Origin of the sequence: Anaerovibrio sp. JC8 (genome assembly GCF_002100115.1) — a bacterium.
Taxonomy (GTDB): domain Bacteria; phylum Bacillota; class Negativicutes; order Selenomonadales; family Selenomonadaceae; genus Anaerovibrio.
This window is the reverse complement of sequence record NZ_ANBM01000004.1, coordinates 116,469-132,642: the sequence shown is the minus strand read 5'-3', so window position 1 is coordinate 132,642 and position 16,174 is coordinate 116,469. Positions and strand designations below refer to the sequence as shown.

13 protein-coding genes are annotated in these 16,174 nt (G+C 50.5%); 12 read left to right on the top strand and 1 reads right to left on the bottom strand.

From position 1 onward, the window contains the following. The first annotated feature begins 17 nt into the window (after nucleotides 1-17). Nucleotides 18-1,625, top strand: coding sequence for a CTP synthase (locus D081_RS04985; protein WP_085023019.1), 1,608 nt, complete (start codon nucleotides 18-20; stop codon nucleotides 1,623-1,625). 68 nt (nucleotides 1,626-1,693) lie between these two features. Here D081_RS04985 and D081_RS04980 read toward each other — a convergent pair whose 3' ends face one another. After that, nucleotides 1,694-2,341: a hypothetical protein gene (locus D081_RS04980; protein ID WP_085023018.1), complete on the bottom strand. Its 648-nt coding sequence runs from the start codon at nucleotides 2,339-2,341 to the stop codon at nucleotides 1,694-1,696. A 233-nt stretch (nucleotides 2,342-2,574) separates the two neighbouring features. On the opposite strand from D081_RS04980, the gene mfd reads away from it, so the two are divergent. The 11 genes from mfd (at nucleotide 2,575) to ftsH (ending at nucleotide 16,127) form a co-directional block, all read left to right on the top strand. Further along, nucleotides 2,575-5,877 carry a transcription-repair coupling factor gene (gene mfd / locus D081_RS04975; RefSeq protein WP_085023017.1) on the top strand — a complete coding sequence of 1,101 codons (3,303 nt, stop codon included), beginning with the start codon at nucleotides 2,575-2,577 and terminating at the stop codon, nucleotides 5,875-5,877. Between the two features lie 18 nt (nucleotides 5,878-5,895). Further along, on the top strand, nucleotides 5,896-7,338 hold the full coding sequence (gene mazG, locus D081_RS04970) for a nucleoside triphosphate pyrophosphohydrolase (RefSeq protein ID WP_085023016.1): 1,443 nt from the start codon (nucleotides 5,896-5,898) through the stop codon (nucleotides 7,336-7,338). Nucleotides 7,339-7,474: 136 nt separating this feature from the next. Beyond that, nucleotides 7,475-7,807 (top strand): HU family DNA-binding protein, encoded by a 333-nt coding sequence (locus tag D081_RS04965; protein WP_085023015.1) that lies wholly within the window; start codon nucleotides 7,475-7,477, stop codon nucleotides 7,805-7,807. 100 nt (nucleotides 7,808-7,907) lie between these two features. Continuing rightward, nucleotides 7,908-8,666, top strand: coding sequence for an SDR family NAD(P)-dependent oxidoreductase (locus D081_RS04960; protein WP_085023156.1), 759 nt, complete (start codon nucleotides 7,908-7,910; stop codon nucleotides 8,664-8,666). A gap of 116 nt (nucleotides 8,667-8,782) precedes the next feature. Next, entirely contained in the window at nucleotides 8,783-9,898 is a 1,116-nt protein-coding gene (locus D081_RS04955) for a glycosyltransferase (protein WP_085023014.1), read from the top strand. Nucleotides 9,899-10,053: 155 nt separating this feature from the next. Next, nucleotides 10,054-11,085, top strand: a complete 1,032-nt coding sequence (locus D081_RS04950) for a hypothetical protein (protein WP_085023013.1) — start codon at nucleotides 10,054-10,056, stop codon at nucleotides 11,083-11,085. A 49-nt stretch (nucleotides 11,086-11,134) separates the two neighbouring features. Beyond that, complete coding sequence (locus D081_RS04945) at nucleotides 11,135-11,440, top strand: septum formation initiator family protein (RefSeq protein ID WP_085023012.1); 306 nt, start codon at nucleotides 11,135-11,137, stop codon at nucleotides 11,438-11,440. Between the two features lie 90 nt (nucleotides 11,441-11,530). After that, nucleotides 11,531-12,022, top strand: coding sequence for a S1 domain-containing RNA-binding protein (locus tag D081_RS04940; protein ID WP_085023011.1), 492 nt, complete (start codon nucleotides 11,531-11,533; stop codon nucleotides 12,020-12,022). 55 nt (nucleotides 12,023-12,077) lie between these two features. Continuing rightward, the gene (gene tilS, locus D081_RS04935; protein ID WP_143272127.1) at nucleotides 12,078-13,496 is read left to right on the top strand and encodes a tRNA lysidine(34) synthetase TilS; all 1,419 of its coding nucleotides are present in this window, start codon (nucleotides 12,078-12,080) and stop codon (nucleotides 13,494-13,496) included. A gap of 1 nt (nucleotide 13,497) precedes the next feature. Continuing rightward, a complete protein-coding gene (gene hpt / locus D081_RS04930; RefSeq protein WP_085023009.1) occupies nucleotides 13,498-14,034 on the top strand; it encodes a hypoxanthine phosphoribosyltransferase in 537 nt (178 codons plus the stop codon). 95 nt (nucleotides 14,035-14,129) lie between these two features. After that, on the top strand, nucleotides 14,130-16,127 hold the full coding sequence (gene ftsH / locus D081_RS04925) for an ATP-dependent zinc metalloprotease FtsH (RefSeq protein ID WP_085023008.1): 1,998 nt from the start codon (nucleotides 14,130-14,132) through the stop codon (nucleotides 16,125-16,127). The last annotated feature ends 47 nt before the right edge of the window (nucleotides 16,128-16,174 follow it).

Here is a 16,174-nt window from a genome sequence, read left to right as displayed (position 1 = left end):
TATAGGAGGATTAGAAAATGGCAAAGTACATTTTTGTCACTGGCGGCGTTGTTTCTTCCCTTGGTAAAGGTATCACCGCAGCTTCACTGGGCCGTCTGTTGAAGAACCGCGGTTACAACATTACCATTCAGAAGTTTGATCCATATATTAACATTGACCCTGGTACCATGAGCCCTTATCAGCATGGTGAGGTATTCGTTACCGATGATGGTGCGGAGACTGACCTGGATCTGGGCCATTATGAGCGTTTTATTGACATTAATCTGACCAAGGGCTCCAACATTACCGCTGGTAAGGTTTATTGGAACGTACTGAACAAGGAGCGCCGTGGCGACTACCTTGGCAAGACCATTCAGGTTATTCCTCATATCACTAATGAAATCAAGCAGCGTGTATACGATGTGGCAGCTGAGAGCGGTGCTGATGTAGTTATCACCGAAATCGGCGGTACCGTAGGTGATATTGAGTCCCTGCCATTTATGGAGGCTATCCGCCAGGTGAAGAAGGAAGTAGGCAAGAACGATGTGCTCTACATCCACGTTACCCTGGTTCCATACATTTCCGCAGCCGGCGAGCTGAAGACCAAGCCTACCCAGCACAGTGTTAAGGAGCTCCGCAGCATCGGTATCCAGCCGGATATTCTGGTATGCCGCACCGAGAAGCCTATCACTGACGAGATGAAGGCAAAGCTGGCCATGTTCTGCGACGTGGACAAGGAAGCTGTTATTGAGAACAGAACTGCCTCCACCATCTATGAGGTTCCTCTCATGATGCAGGCTGAGGGCCTGGACCGCATTGCCATGGAAAAGCTGAACATGGATTATGTTCCAGTAAACATGGACAGCTGGGAGCAGATGGTTCATAAGATTAATAATCCTAAGAAGCGTGTTAAGATTGCCGTAGTTGGTAAGTACGTTGAGCTGCCGGATGCCTATATTTCCGTAACTGAGGCTCTCCATCATGCCGGTATTGCCAACGAGGCTGACGTGAAGATTACCTGGGTCAATGCCGAGGAGCTGGAGAACACCAAGAATCCTGATCTGGATGAGGTATTTGCCGGCTGCAAGGGTATCCTTGTACCGGGTGGCTTTGGTGACCGCGGTGTTGAAGGCAAGATTATGGCCATTCAGTATGCCCGTGAGAACAAGCTGCCATTCCTGGGCCTGTGCCTTGGCATGCAGTGTGCAGTTATCGAGTTTGCCCGTCACGTATGCGGCATGAGCGATGCCCACAGCTCCGAGTTCTGTCCTGAGAGCACCCACCCTGTTATCGACCTTATGGAATCCCAGGTTGATGTGGAGGACAAGGGAGGCACCATGCGTCTTGGCGCATATCCTTGCAAGATCAAGGCTGGTACCAAGACCGAGGCTGCTTACGGCACTCTGGAAATCAGCGAGCGTCATCGTCACCGCTATGAGTTCAACAACAAGTACCGTCAGGAGCTGCAGGATGCCGGTCTGGTAATTTCCGGTACCCTCCCGGATGACAGCCTTGTAGAAATTGTCGAGGTCAAGGACCATCCTTGGTTCGTGGCTTCCCAGTTCCACCCAGAGCTCAAATCCCGTCCAAACAACCCACATCCACTGTTCAGAGACTTCGTAACCGCTGCCTTGGATGTAAAGTAATATAAAATAAAAAAAGATAGGGCCTGTTGCAAATCGTTTTTACGACTTGTAACAGGCCCTTTGGTTCTTTACTCTTCGGCAGCAGGCTTTACATTGATGCCCATTTCCTCAAACAGCTTGTTGAAGCGGTTGGTGATTTCATCATGGGTATCCTGGGTAATCTGTGGCATTTCATCCTGCCCGATGGCTTCCTTCCAGACAATGCCGGCCTGGCGGAATCCTTCCTCTACGGCTTCCTGCATCATTTTTAACTTCTCAGGGTCACCGCCGGCAATGGAGGTGGCCATGTCCATGATACGGGTTGCCACGGCATCTACGGAGTAATCGCCACCCTCGCTGACAGCCTGTTCGGCTTCCTCAGGAGTGGTAGCTACCTCCGGCAATACAAACTTGTCCAGACCGATCTGTATGCCGTCAAAGTCAAATGAGAACAGACCTTGGTCCAGATAGCCCTGCAGCATGGCGTTTTGCTCTGTAAGGGTCTTGATCATTAACTGATAGCTCTTGTTGATGCCATCCTGTAATGCGTCAACCTGTTCGGGAGTTAGCTTGCCCAGTGCAGTGGAGGCCTTCTTTACTTCCGTGGAAATATCCAGGGAGAATGCCTCGGTGGTTGTGGTTTCTTGTGTCGCTTCATTGGTGGTAGTGCTTTTGGTCACACTGGCCTTCACCGTTGCTGTCTGCTGCGACAAAGAAGAAATAGTGTTAACATCCATGTTCATCTTCCTCCTTCATCCTTAAAAGAAAAATTATGAGCAAAGACAGTTTGCCCTATCCTATACCTTTATATCGTAAACTTAATATTCAGAAATTAACTTCAATTTAATGTATACGTGTATACATTTTTATGGGGAAAACAGGTATGCTAAAGGAGGGGGATTATGATATTATATATGGTAGTTTTGAGCAGATAGTTATTGATATAAATAGAAAAGTGTAAGGTGAAAAAATGCAGAATTTGTTATCTGTCATGTTAAAGGACAGTTCAATAGAGCAAATGAGCACCTGCTATAACAGAGGAAAGGGGCAGGCCTTTGTGTATGGTTTATCCGGTACGCAAAAGCATGCCTCCTTTTCTGCTTGTTATGCAGAAAATCCCAGGACAAGCATCATCATAACCTATGACCAGGATGAGCTGGCGGCCTGGCGGGAAAATCTCGCCGCCCTGCTTCCGGAGGCTGAGGTGGCTGAGCTGCCGGTGCTGGATATGGTGGATTTTAATGCGGCGGCCAAGGGCATTGCCAGAAATTCCCGCCGTATGGAAATATTGGGAAGCCTGCTTAAGGGGGATACCAGAATTATTCTGGCCACGGCCCAGGCGGCAGCCCAAAAGGGTATCTCACCAAAGCAGTTCCGGGCACTGAGCCTGAAGCTGAAGGTGGGGGATGTCATTGAACGGGATGATTTGCTGGACCATCTGGTAAAGATGGGCTATGACCGGGTGGACCAGGTGGATATGCAGGGTGAGTTCTGCGTCCGCGGCGGTATTGTGGATGTGTTCCCGGTGAACAGCCACGCCCCGTATCGTATTGAGTTCTTTGATGACGAGGTGGATTCCATCCGCTTTTTTGATGTGGAAGCACAGACCTCCATATCAAAGTGCGACAAGGCGGAAATTCTACCCTTTGATGTCTTTGACGACAAGCACCGGAAGGCCATGTTTACTGAATTTCTCACCACCGAGGCGGCGGTCATTATTGATGACCCCTTGAAGGTCCGTGAGGAAATCATCAAGCTGGCCAAGGAGAACCCGGATATTAAGGGACGGCTTTTTTCCTGGGAGGATTTTCTGGGGAAGATCAATTCCTACAATGTAATATATATGGCCATGATGCTTCATAGCCTTCACAGCATAAATCTGGACCACCTTATTGGCGTGTCTGTCCAGGGGGTGGCCTCCTACCAGCGGCAGTTTGATATGTTTTCCAATGATATGGAGGGCTGGCTGGCAGATAAAAATCAGGTGATTGTCACTTTGGGCGATATGGCCAAGGTGGAGTCGGTGCGGGAAATTCTGGCCCGTCACCGTCTGGCCTCCGTTGAGGGGGATACGGAAACTGCTCTTCGTCCGGGGGTGGCCACCGTTGTGAAGGGGAGCCTGCTGAACGGCTTTGAGCTGCCCGGGGCCAAGCTGGTGGTGGTCACTGAAAAGGATATTTTCGGCCGCCAGAAAAAGCGTCTGTCCCGTGTCAGCAAGGAGGACCGCATACATCACTTCCGGGAAATCAACGTGGGGGATTATGTGGTTCATTCCCAGTACGGTATTGGTAAGTACTGCGGGGTAAAGACCGAGGAAATAAACGGGGTCAAGCGGGATTATCTCTATATCCAGTATGGGGGCGAGGACCGGCTGTTTGTGCCTACGGACCAGGTGAGCCTGCTGCAGAAGTATATCGGCAAGGAGGGGGAGGTGCCACGGCTCCATAAGATTGGCAGCTCCAGCTGGAACAAGACCAAGAACAAGGTCCGTTCCTCCGTCAAGGATATTGCCAAGGAGCTGATAAATCTCTACGCCAAGCGCAAGAGTGACGAGGGCTATGCCTTTTCCCCGGATACTGTATGGCAGCGGGAATTTGAGGATGCCTTCCCTTATGAGGAAACCCATGACCAGCTGACGGCCATTGCGGAAATCAAGGCGGATATGGAGCGGCAGCAGCCCATGGACCGTCTGCTCTGCGGTGATGTGGGCTTTGGCAAGACGGAGGTGGCTGTCCGTGCGGCCTTCAAGGCGGTTATGGACGGCAAGCAGGTGGCGGTGCTGGTGCCTACTACGGTTTTGGCCCAGCAGCATTACCAGACCTTTGCGGAGAGATTCCACAATTTTGGCCCATCGGTGGAGGTCATTAACCGCTTTAGAAGCCAGAAGGAGCAGAAGGCTGTGGTGGCTCGGGTGGAGTCGGGACAGGTGGATATTCTCATCGGTACCCACGCCATTCTCAATGCCAAGAAGGTCAAATTCAGGGATCTGGGGCTTCTCATAGTGGATGAGGAGCAGCGCTTCGGGGTGTCCCAGAAGGAAAAGATAAAGCAGATGGCGGTGGGCATTGATGTGCTTACCCTCAGTGCTACCCCTATTCCCCGCACCCTGCACATGTCCTTGGCTGGGGCCCGGGATATGAGCGTTATTGAGACACCGCCCCAGGAGCGGTTTCCTGTCCAGACCTATGTGGTGGAGGAAAATGACAACATTATCCGCAATGCCATTAACAGGGAGCTGAAGCGGGGTGGACAGATTTATTTTGTCTATAACCGTGTGGAGAGTATTTATTCCATGCTGGACCGGCTGGAAAAGCTGGTGCCCGATGCCAATATACGGGTGGGCCATGGCCAGATGCCGGAGGCCCAGCTGGAGCGTGTTATGGTGGAATTTTACGAGGGGCAGTTTGATATTCTCCTGTCCACCACCATCATAGAAAGCGGCCTAGATGTGTCCAATGCCAATACTATCATCGTGTATGATGCGGACAAGTTTGGTCTGGCCCAGCTGTATCAGATGCGGGGCCGGGTGGGCCGCTCCCGTAATATCGCCTATGCCTACTTGTTGTACAAGCAGGACAAGGTGCTGTCCGAGGTGGCAGAGAAGCGTCTGCAGGCCATCAAGGAATTTGCGGAGCTGGGTGCCGGCTTTAAGATTGCCATGAGGGATCTGGAAATCCGTGGTGCCGGCAATCTTCTGGGCTCCCAGCAGCATGGGCATATTGCCAGCGTGGGCTTTGAAATGTATTGCCGTATGTTGGATGATGCGGTGCAGGAGCTTAAGACCGGCAAGCCGGTGGTGCACCAGACGGACCCATTGGTGGAAATCAAGGTGCAGGCCTACATTGACAATGAGTATGTGGGAGATGCCATGCACAAGATTGAAATTTATCAGCGGCTGGCAGCCCTCAGAAACAACAATGCCCTTGATATCCTCATGGATGAGCTGGTGGACCGCTTTGGTGATCCGCCACAGTCCGTACTGAATCTCTTTACGGTGGCCCGTATCCGGAATGAGGCACGCCAGGTGGGGGTTCAGCGCATTACCGAGGGCAGCCAGTATCTGGAAATATATTTTGCTGGGAAGCCTAAGTGTCCGACAGAAAATCTGCTGGAGATATCGGGGATGTACGGCAATCACGTCAAGTTTGACAATGAGGCCAAGGCCATGCTTATTGATTTGAGCATTGTGCCGGGGACCACCATTCACAATTTTGTGCTGGAAATTATGGAAATCATGAACGGCAAGGCTGTGGCCGGTGCCGCGTCAAGATAAATTGGGAGGATTGTATAAATGGGCAGTATAACTGTTATCGGCCTTGGTCCCGGGGATTTTGGCCTTATAACCATGGACAGCTGGGAGCGTATGCAAGGGGCTGAGCATCTGTATTTTCGGACGGAAAAGCACCCTACGGTGCCCATGATAAAGGAGCGGGGAGTCAGCTTTGTCTCCTATGACAGCTTTTATGAGGGGGCCGAGAGCTTTGAGGCCCTTTATGAGGCCATTGCCAGGGACCTGGTGAAGAAGGCGGCCTCCGAGGATTTGGTATACGCTGTTCCCGGTAGTCCCATGGTGGCGGAAAAAACCGTGGTGCTGTTGCGGGAATACTGCCGTGAGGCCGGGATTGAGCTGGATATCCAGCCGGGCATGAGCTTCGTGGAGGTGCTGTACAGCAAGCTGGGCATTGACCCTATTGAGGGCATGACCATTATTGATGCAGAGGATTTTGACCAGCTGCCGGTGGATATGCCTACGGGGCTGGTTATAACCCAAGTTTATAATGACCGCATTGCCTCCGATACCAAGCTGAGCCTTATGGAGGTTTTTCCGGATGAGTATCCTATAACCTACATCCATAAGCTGGGTATGCCGGACGAAAGCATCCGCACCATTGAGCTCTTTGAGCTGGACCGTCAGCCGGATATTGATTATCTCACCAGCCTGTATGTGCCGCCATTTAAGCGGAAGAGTGAGTTTGACATTACCCCGTTGAAGGATATTGTCCATACTCTCCGTTCTCCGGGGGGCTGTCCTTGGGATATTGCCCAGACACATGAAAGCATCCGCACCAATCTCATTGAGGAAACCTATGAGGTAATTGAGGCCATTGATTTGCAGGACCCGCATCTCATGTGCGAGGAGCTGGGGGATTTGCTGCTGCAGGTGGTGTTCCATGCCCGCATGGCGGAGGAAACAGGAGATTTCTCCATGCAGCAGGTTATTGATGAGGCCACGGAGAAGCTGGTGCGCCGTCATCCTCATATCTTCGGGGATGTACAGGCGGCTGATGCGGGAGCGGCAGTGCTGGCCTGGGAGTCCATCAAAAAGAAGGAAAAGAAGGAGCGCCAATCCGTACTGGACGGGGTACCAAAGGGGCTGCCTGCCCTTATGAGTGCCCAGAAGCTCCAGCACAAGGCGGCCAAGGTGGGCTTTGACTGGGACGAAATAGCGCCGGTATGGGACAAGATAAAGGAAGAGGTTGACGAGTTGAAGGAGGCCCAGGCTGAGGGGAATCCACAGCATATTGAGGAGGAGCTGGGAGATGTGCTCTTTACGGTGGTAAATCTGGCCCGTTTCCTGAAGGTAGATGCTGAATTGGCTCTTATGAACACCAACCGCAAGTTTACGGAGCGGTTTCATTTTGTGGAAAATAAGGTGAAGGAATCGGGGAAAAACTGGTCTGATTTCACCTTAAATGAGCTGGATGAGCTCTGGAACATGGCAAAATTGTGCTAAAATTCAAAAAAATCCAATAATTTTTGAGACTTTTATTGCAGAAACCTAGTGTTTATGGTATATTGGAGACAATGAAGGGGTAGAAACCAAGCAATTATGCGGGTTTCAGAAAAACCTAAATAAGAGGAGGATGTATATGAATAAGTCTCAGTTGGTTGCAAAGGTTGCAGAAAAGGCAGGTCTTACCAAGAAGGATGCTGAAAAGGCAGTAAACGGCCTGTTCGCAAGCGTACAGGAAGCCCTGGTAGCAGGCGACAAGGTTCAGATGATTGGCTTTGGTACTTTCGAGGTTAAGGCTCGTGCCGCTCGTACCGGCCGTAACCCTCGGACTGGTGAGGAAATCAAGATCGCAGCTTCCAAGAACCCTGTATTCAAGGCTGGTAAGGCTTTGAAGGATTCCGTTAACCCTAAGAAGGGTGCTGCTCCAGCTAAGAAAGACAAGAAAGCCAAGAAGGGCAAGAAAAGATAATCAGGCTTTTTAAAGTAATACAATCTGGCTGCCACAATTTCTGAGGCAGCCTTTTTGTTGCCCTTATTGGGCCTGGCCTATATAAAGGATACTTATGATTATGGAGACTAAAACTGTTATTATAACCGGGGGCACCTCCGGAATAGGGCTGGCTGCCGCCAAAAGATTCGCAGGAAAGGGATATAATGTGGTCATGCTGGGACGGGATACTGACCGTGGCCTGCGGGCTGTAAAGTCCGTGATGGAAAAGGTCAGCAATGCAAGGTGCAATTATATTCCCTGTGATGTGCGAAAGCTAAGTGACTGCGCCGATGCGGTGCAAAAGACCCTGGATATTTATAAGCGCATAGATATACTGGTCAACTCTGCGGGAATTTATTTTGAGCGGGCCATTGAGGATATGGATGAGGAGGACTTTGACCTCATCATGGATGTAAATGTGAAGGGGACCTATTTCATGACCCGGCAGGTGGCAATGGAAATGAAGAAGCAGGGCTCCGGGGCTATAGTCAATGTTTCCTCTGATGCGGGAGTTCACGGCAATATGCTGTGCAGTGCCTACTGTGCCTCCAAGGGGGCAGTGAATCTCTTTACAAAGGCCATGGCATTGGAGCTGGCGCCGTGGAATATCCGGGTCAACAGCGTGTGTCCGGGGGATGTAATGACTCCCCTTACGGAAAAGCAGCTGCAGCAGTATCCTGACCGGGATGAGGCTCTGCGGGAAATGAGCTCTGTTTATCCTCTGGGGAAAATCGGCACTCCTGAGGAAGTTGCGGCGGTTATTGATTTTCTGGCCTCTGATGAGGCGGCCTTTGTCAACGGTGCCATTTGGAGCGTTGACGGGGGAATTACGGCATAAAATTGGATAATGTTGCTACTTTGTTGGCGGTGTGATAAAATTAGCCATATTAAGCGGGGGTTTTGCTCCCGCTTAATTTAGTCGAGTTTAAATTTTGCACTTATGGAGGTAGAAGGATGATGTCGGAGGGCAAGTCCTTTCTAATTGTAACGGCCTCGGTGGGCTCAGGCCATGAAAAGGCTGCGGCTGCAGTGGCTGAAAGCATCCAAAAACAGCATCCGGAGGCTGTCATAAATATCATTGATTTCATGTCCATGAAAACCTCCTGGATTAATGCCATGATGAAGCACGGCTATCTGACCATGCTGAATCTGGTGCCCAACCTCTACGAGTTTATGTATCAGTTTACTGCCGGCCGGAAAAAGGGTGGCTTTGTAAAATGGGCCATGAGCTCCGTCATTGTGTATTCCATGAAGTCTCTTATAAGGAAATACCGTCCGGATACCATTATCTGCACCCATCCCTTTCCGGCGGATGCGGTGTCCCATCTGCTGGAGCACAAAAAGGCGGATTTTGATTCCTGTGCCATAATTACGGATTATTCCGTGCATCAGATGTGGGTCTGCCCCAAGCTGAACCATTATTTTGTGGCCATTGAATCCATGCGGGATCAGCTGGTGGAATTCGGCATCAGCCGGGATATTATCCACGTCAGCGGCATTCCAGTATCGGAGCCCTTCTGCCGTGGCTATGACAAGGCAGAGTGCCGCCGAGAGCTGGGCCTGTCCATGGATTATCCGGTGATTATGATGATGGGTGGCGGTCTGGGCCTTGGGGGTATGGACGGTGCCCTGGACCAGCTGGAGAAGATTAGGGAAAAGCTGCAGCTGCTGGTTATTGCGGGCCGCAACGAGGAGCTGAAAAGGAAGGTGGAGGCCTTTGCGGCTACTTCTCACCACCATATTACAGCCCTTGGATATACGGACAAGGTGTCATTGCTGATGGCAGCCTCCGATGTTATCATAACCAAGCCGGGGGCCCTCACCCTGACAGAGGCCATGTCCTTGGGACTTCCAATGGTGCTTCATGAGCCTATTCCCGGTCCTGAGACGGATAATGCCCGCTTCATGTCCGAGGGAGGCATGGCTGTTTGGCTCCATTCCGGCGACAGTCTGGCCAAGATTATCGGGGACCTGTTGCGGCATCCGGAAAAGCTGGCCCTTATGAGCCAGAATTCCCGAAAATTCAGGCGTACCGACGCTGCCACTACCATAGCAGAATATATGAGCTAAGAGAATGAATTTTTGCCAATAAATGCAATTTTTTTATGTATTCAATTTTTAGTTTCATGTTATAATATTTTTATTAATAAACTTTCTGGATTATCTGGGGAGTTTCTATTTTTCTATTCTTCCTATACTTTTATAGAAAGTGTGTGGTGGTTAAGGTGTCAGTTACCGCATTAGAAAAAGGAAATGATGAGGCCCTGCTGTGCCCGGAGTGCGGCAGACCCTTGGTATATAAAGATGGTGGACAGGTCAGGGTTGTTGATGGCAAGGTGGATTATGAAAATATAAAGCCTCGTCATGTGTGCTTTTATTGCCAGAAGTTTTACAGAGAGATGCTTCATTCCGGCTACTATGATGTTTTTGATCTGGATGAGGAGCTGAAGGAAGAAGCAAAGGCCATGCATCTGGATTCTACCGCCTCTGAGAATCAGGAGGCGGCTTCCATGTCCAAGGATGTGGAGACGGTGGTTCACCTCATTAAGGGGCAGGGTGGCAGCTTCAAGTGTCCACGCTGCAGCAAGACATTGAGGTGTACTGAGGGCGGTGCCATCAAGGTCATTGGGGACAAGGTGGATTATGAAAGCATTAAGCCCAAGTTCATCTGTGATGATTGCCGGGTATTTTACCGTGAGCTGTTAAGCTCCGGGCTTTATGATACCTTCCCGTTGGAGGATGAGGAGGAGCCTCAGACTGCAACGGATACGGTTACGGATATCAATCCGGTGGTGGCCCTGGCCAAGAGTGGCTCCGGCCGTTATCTGTGTCCTGTCTGCAACCAGGAGCTGGAATTTTCCGACGGGGGACAGGTCCGGGTGGTCAATGGCAAGGTGGATTATGAAAATGTCAAGCCGCGTTATATCTGTCGCCGCTGTGATACCTTTTACCGTGAGCTGCTGAGCTCCGGCCTTTATGAGGTCTTTGAGCTGAAGGAGCTTACCCTGACTCCGGAGCGGCAGAAAATCATTGGCACCGGTGATTTGGAGCCAATGCAGCTGAAGCGGGACGAAAATGGCAACTGTGCCTGCCCGCGCTGTGGTGCCAACATGAGATATCTTGAGCCGGAGGCGGTTAAGATTATCAATGGCCGTGCCGATATGAGAGATACGGTGGCCCGCTTTGCCTGTGATGAGTGCAATTCCATCTACAGGCGTATTGCCACAACGGATTATTATCAGTGGAGTGAAACGTAATTTTTAGTGTGATTTTGACGATGTGTATGAACCAGAAAGGAGGACGTTTGTGAGCAGGGCAAAATTGCATGTTGTAAGGCCTCAGAGGCGTCAGATTAACTGGTTCGTTATTATAATGGCGGTCATGTTTTTGCTGGCGGCCTTTAAGCTGGGGGAGCAGGCCTTCACCTATCACGATCTGAGCCAGGACAAGGTTCAGGCGGAGGCAAGGCTGAAGGCGGCCCAGGAGGAAAATGAGCTGCTGCAGCAGGAAAAGGAGCAGCTGGCGGATCCGGCCTATGTGGAGAAGCTGGCCCGTGAGGATTTGGGTATGACCAAGGATGGGGAAATACCTTATATTTATCAAAAAAAGTAAGGGGCTTAGACCCTTGATTTTCTTGACACTGTAAGAAATAGGGTGGTACAATACGTGTGTTAGTGTTGTATTATCTAAGGAGGAAGTATTTTGTCCATTGAAGTAGGTAGTATTGTTGAGGGCGTTGTCTCTGGCATTACTAATTTTGGTGCTTTTGTTAACCTTCCGGAGGGAAAGGTTGGCCTCGTACATATTTCCGAGGTTGCCGACGTTTATGTCAATAGTGTTAGTGAGTTCCTGAATGAGCAGGACAATGTAAAGGTCAAAGTACTTTCCGTTGATGAAAAGGGAAAGATTGCTCTTTCCATAAAGCGTGCTCAGGAGAAGAAGCAGGAGGAGCAGCCAAGCCCGGAAAAGAAGCCTTTTGAAAAGAAAAATTTTGAACCACGTTCAAGCATGGGCAGCAGACCAGCAGGCGGCTTTGCCCGCAGTGCCGGTGGCAGCAGTCGCTTTAATAACGCAACTGCATCCTTTGAGGATAAGCTTTCCCGCTTCCTTAAGGACAGTGATGAGCGCCTGACTGACCTTAGCCGCAAGACTGATTCAAAGCGCGGTGGCCGTGGCGGTGGCCGCAGAAGATAAGCTTTCTGAAAGCACCTTTTTTAAAAGGTGCTTTTCTTGTATTTTGGAGGGCATTATGGCCATTGAAAAAAGCCTAACAGAATATTGGCAGTCCCATTTTGTGACGGAGCCGGGACAGACCGTAATCGTGGCCTGCTCCGGGGGGCCGGATTCTCTGGCTTTGCTGGATTTGCTATGGGGGCTGAGGGACAAGCTGGCCATTAAGGTGGTGGCGGCCCATTACGAGCACGGCATTCGGGGCCAGGCCTCCATGGATGATGAGGCCTTTGTACGGGATTATTGCCAGAATAAGGGGATTCCTTTTTATGCGGAGTCGGGCAATATTCCCCAGCTGAGCAGGGAAAGCGGAGAGTCCCTTGAAACCTGTGCCAGAAGAATGCGTTATGCTTTTCTGCAGCAGCTGGCTGAAGGCTTGAATAATGCCCTTATTGCCACGGCCCATCATGCCGATGACCAGGCGGAAACGGTGCTGATGCACTTTCTGCGTGGCACTGGTATGAAGGGGCTGACGGGAATGCTGCCAAAAAGGGATAATCTTATCCGCCCCTTGCTGGGCTTTACCAAGGCTGAGCTGGTGGAGTATTGCCGTCAGCAGGGGCTGAGCCCCCGTCTGGATGCCACCAACCAGGAGCCGGACTGCACCCGCAACAAGCTGCGGCTTCAGCTGCTGCCCCTGTTGCAGAGTGAGTATAACCCCAATATATCCCAGAGCCTGTGCCAGCTGGCGGAGCTGACGGCTCCCGAGGAGGAGCTGCTGGACAGCCTGTGCCGGCAGGCGGCGGACAGGCTCATTAGTCAGGATACGGGGAAAGGCAACACCCTGAAGTGCCCGGTGGGGGACTTTCTGCAGGAGCCACTGGCCATTCAGCGGCGGCTGATTCAGTATATGGTGGGTCAGCTCAGACCGGGTAAAGCCTTTGGCTTTCAGCATGTTGAAGCTGTGCTGGAGCTTATAAAGAAAGGGGCCACAGGAACATCTCTTAATCTGTCCCACCGTTGTTTGGGAAAAATCAGCTATGGCTTTTTTTATTTATCAAAAAATAATGATGAATTTTTGACAAGTCATGGTACAATAAAAGATACACCATATAAAATAATTCTTAAATTGGGAAGTAAGGTTGAATTGCCCGGAGGCGGTTCTATTTCTGCTTTTGTGACAGATTCTTTGGAAGGGGAAGCCCCTTTTTCAAGATGTAAAATTTATTGTGACGCCGAAAAATGCGGTACAGAGCTTGTTGTGCGCTATCGTCAGGATGGTGACAGAATCAGGCTGGAAGCCGGCAGCAAAAAGCTGAAGGATTTTTTTGTTGATGCCAAGGTAGAACGGAGCAGCCGGGACAGCGTACCACTGGTGGTCAGCTCCCACAGTGATGAAATCATCTGGGTGGCAGGACTGCGGCAGACATCTGTGGCCCTGGCTGACAAGGATACGAAGCAGTATGTAATACTTTCTTATGGAAAAGGAGAAGAATAAAATGAAAAATGATTTGGAAAGTGTAATGTTTGATGAAAAAACTATTGCAGCAAAGGTTGCAGAGCTGGGTCAGCAGATTGCCAAGGATTATGAGGGCAAGGACGTGGTTGTTGTAGGTATCCTGAATGGTGCAGCAGTGTTCTTTACAGACCTTATCAGACAGATCAAACTGCCAATCAACATTGATTTTATTGCGGCCTCCAGCTACGGTGATGCTGCTGTGTCCAGCGGCAAGGTGAATATCAAGAAGGATCTGAACAAGGATATTGCCGGCCGTCACGTCCTTCTGGTGGAGGATATTATTGACTCCGGTCTTACCATGACCAACCTCATGGCTCTCCTCCGTGAACGCAAGCCGGCCAGCGTGAAGCTGTGTGCCCTTCTTTCCAAGCCATCCCGCCGTCAGGTTGAGGTAAATATCGACTACTGCGGCTTTGAGGTTCCGGATGAGTTCCTGGTGGGCTATGGCCTTGATTATGCTGAAAAATACAGAAACCTGCCTGTAATTGGCGTTTTGAAGAGAGAAATTTATTCATGATTTATTCATGAAATTTTCATGGGTTTGTAAGATAATCTTTCAATGTGATATAATCATTATTTGTAGAGATTATTGCCTTTTTAGGGGGTTGAGGTTTGAATAAGTTTATCCGTAATGTGGGTTTTTACCTGCTCATCATTCTGGTTGCCATATCATTGATTGATTATTTCTCTGCCAAGGGTCCTTCCAAGATGGAGATGAATTATTCATCCTTTGTCCAGGAAATCAATGATGGTAAGGTTGCCAAGGTTGTTATTGTTGAAAACATCATAAAGGGTACCTTAAGTGATGGTACAGAGTTTACTACGGTTCTGCCTACCTATCCTAGTGAGCGCAGCGATATTATCAAGCTGCTGGAGGACAAGAAGGTAGATATTAAGGCAGAAAATCCGCCGGAGCCACCATGGTGGTCCACCTTGCTGTCCTCTGTATTGCCTATCCTGTTGCTGGTTGGTGTATGGTTCTTTATCATGCAGCAGAGCCAGGGGGGCGGTGGCAAGGTTATGTCCTTCGGCAAGAGCCGGGCTAAAATGAGCGGCGGCGACAAGGTGAAGGTCCGCTTTGAGGATGTGGCCGGTGCTGATGAAGCCAAGCAGGAGCTGGAGGAAGTAGTAGAATTTCTTAAGCAGCCAGCCAAGTTTAATCAGCTGGGTGCCAAGATTCCAAAGGGTGTTTTGCTCTTTGGCCCTCCGGGTACTGGTAAGACATTGCTGGCCAAGGCCGTTGCCGGTGAGGCCGGTGTACCGTTCTTCTCCATCAGTGGTTCCGACTTCGTGGAGATGTTCGTAGGTGTGGGTGCTTCCCGTGTCCGTGATCTCTTTGATCAGGCCAAGAAGAACTCACCTTGTATTGTATTTATTGATGAAATTGATGCCGTAGGACGTCAGCGTGGTGCCGGCCTTGGTGGCGGTCACGATGAGCGTGAGCAGACCCTTAACCAGATGCTGGTTGAAATGGACGGCTTCGCTGCCAACGAGGGCATTATTATTATTGCGGCTACCAACCGTCCGGATATTCTGGACCCAGCTCTGCTGCGTCCGGGCCGCTTTGACCGCCAGATTGTGGTGGACAAGCCGGATGTTAAGGGCCGTGAGGCTATTTTGAAGGTTCATACCAAGGACAAGCCGATTGACAAGGACGTTGACCTCAACGTGCTGGCAAGACGTACTCCCGGCTTTACCGGTGCTGACCTCAGCAATCTGGTAAATGAGGCGGCTCTTCTGTCTGCCCGCCGGGACAAGAAGTCCATTGCCATGCAGGAGATGGAGGAATCCATTGAACGTGTAATGGCCGGTCCTGAGCGCAAGTCCAAGGTGATGAGCGATAAGGAAAAGAAGCTGACCGCTTATCACGAGGGTGGTCATACTCTGGTGGGCATGCTCCTGCCAAATGCTGACCCTGTTCACAAGGTTACCATTATTCCTAGAGGAAGGGCGGGCGGTTATACCCTCATGCTTCCTAAGGAGGACCGTTCCTATGCTACCAGAAGCGAGCTCCTTGACCAGCTGAAAACCCTGCTGGCAGGCCGTGTAGCCGAGGAGGTTGTGCTGAAGGAAATCAGCACCGGTGCCCAGAATGATATTCAGCGGGCATCCCAGCTGGTAAGAAGCATGATTACCCAGTATGGTATGAGTCCTACCCTTGGTCCTGTGGCCTATGGTGAGAGCCGTGACCATCAGGTTTTCCTTGGCCGTGACATCAATAATCAGAGAAATTATTCTGAAGAGGTTGCCAGCGATATTGACCGTGAGGTTCGCAAGTACATTGAGGAGGCCTATGAGGCCTGCCGTGAGCTCCTTACTGAAAATATCGACAAGCTGCATGTTATTGCCGAGGCCCTCATTGAGAAGGAAACTCTGGAGGCTGCAGAGCTGAAGGAGCTGGTTGGCTTTGGTAATGTCACCGAAAAGGAAGAGGCTGAAAAGAAGCCGGAAGAGCCTAAGGATGACGATAATGAGCCAAAGCTGATTCCCGTAGAGCCGGTGGAGCAGGCAACTGCCGATGGTGATGCGGCTGCTGAAAAGGCTGAGGACGAGGTGGAGGTTCCTTATACTGAGCCGGAACCAAAACTGAATAGTACCACTGATAAATAAAAAGTATTCATAGGGGCTGAAGCATGTAATCCATAGATGCAGCAGCC

Excerpts from the sequence above, each read along its gene's own strand:
- D081_RS04985 (WP_085023019.1), top strand. The coding sequence starts at position 18 with ATGGCAAAGTACATTTTTGTCACTGGCGGCGTTGTTTCTTCCCTTGGT.
- mazG (WP_085023016.1), top strand. The coding sequence starts at position 5,896 with ATGGGCAGTATAACTGTTATCGGCCTTGGTCCCGGGGATTTTGGCCTT.
- hpt (WP_085023009.1), top strand. The coding sequence starts at position 13,498 with ATGAAAAATGATTTGGAAAGTGTAATGTTTGATGAAAAAACTATTGCA.
- D081_RS04955 (WP_085023014.1), top strand. The coding sequence starts at position 8,783 with ATGATGTCGGAGGGCAAGTCCTTTCTAATTGTAACGGCCTCGGTGGGC.
- tilS (WP_143272127.1), top strand. The coding sequence starts at position 12,078 with ATGGCCATTGAAAAAAGCCTAACAGAATATTGGCAGTCCCATTTTGTG.
- D081_RS04965 (WP_085023015.1), top strand. The coding sequence starts at position 7,475 with ATGAATAAGTCTCAGTTGGTTGCAAAGGTTGCAGAAAAGGCAGGTCTT.
- mfd (WP_085023017.1), top strand. The coding sequence starts at position 2,575 with ATGCAGAATTTGTTATCTGTCATGTTAAAGGACAGTTCAATAGAGCAA.
- D081_RS04960 (WP_085023156.1), top strand. The coding sequence starts at position 7,908 with ATGGAGACTAAAACTGTTATTATAACCGGGGGCACCTCCGGAATAGGG.
- D081_RS04980 (WP_085023018.1), bottom strand. The coding sequence starts at position 2,341 with ATGGATGTTAACACTATTTCTTCTTTGTCGCAGCAGACAGCAACGGTG.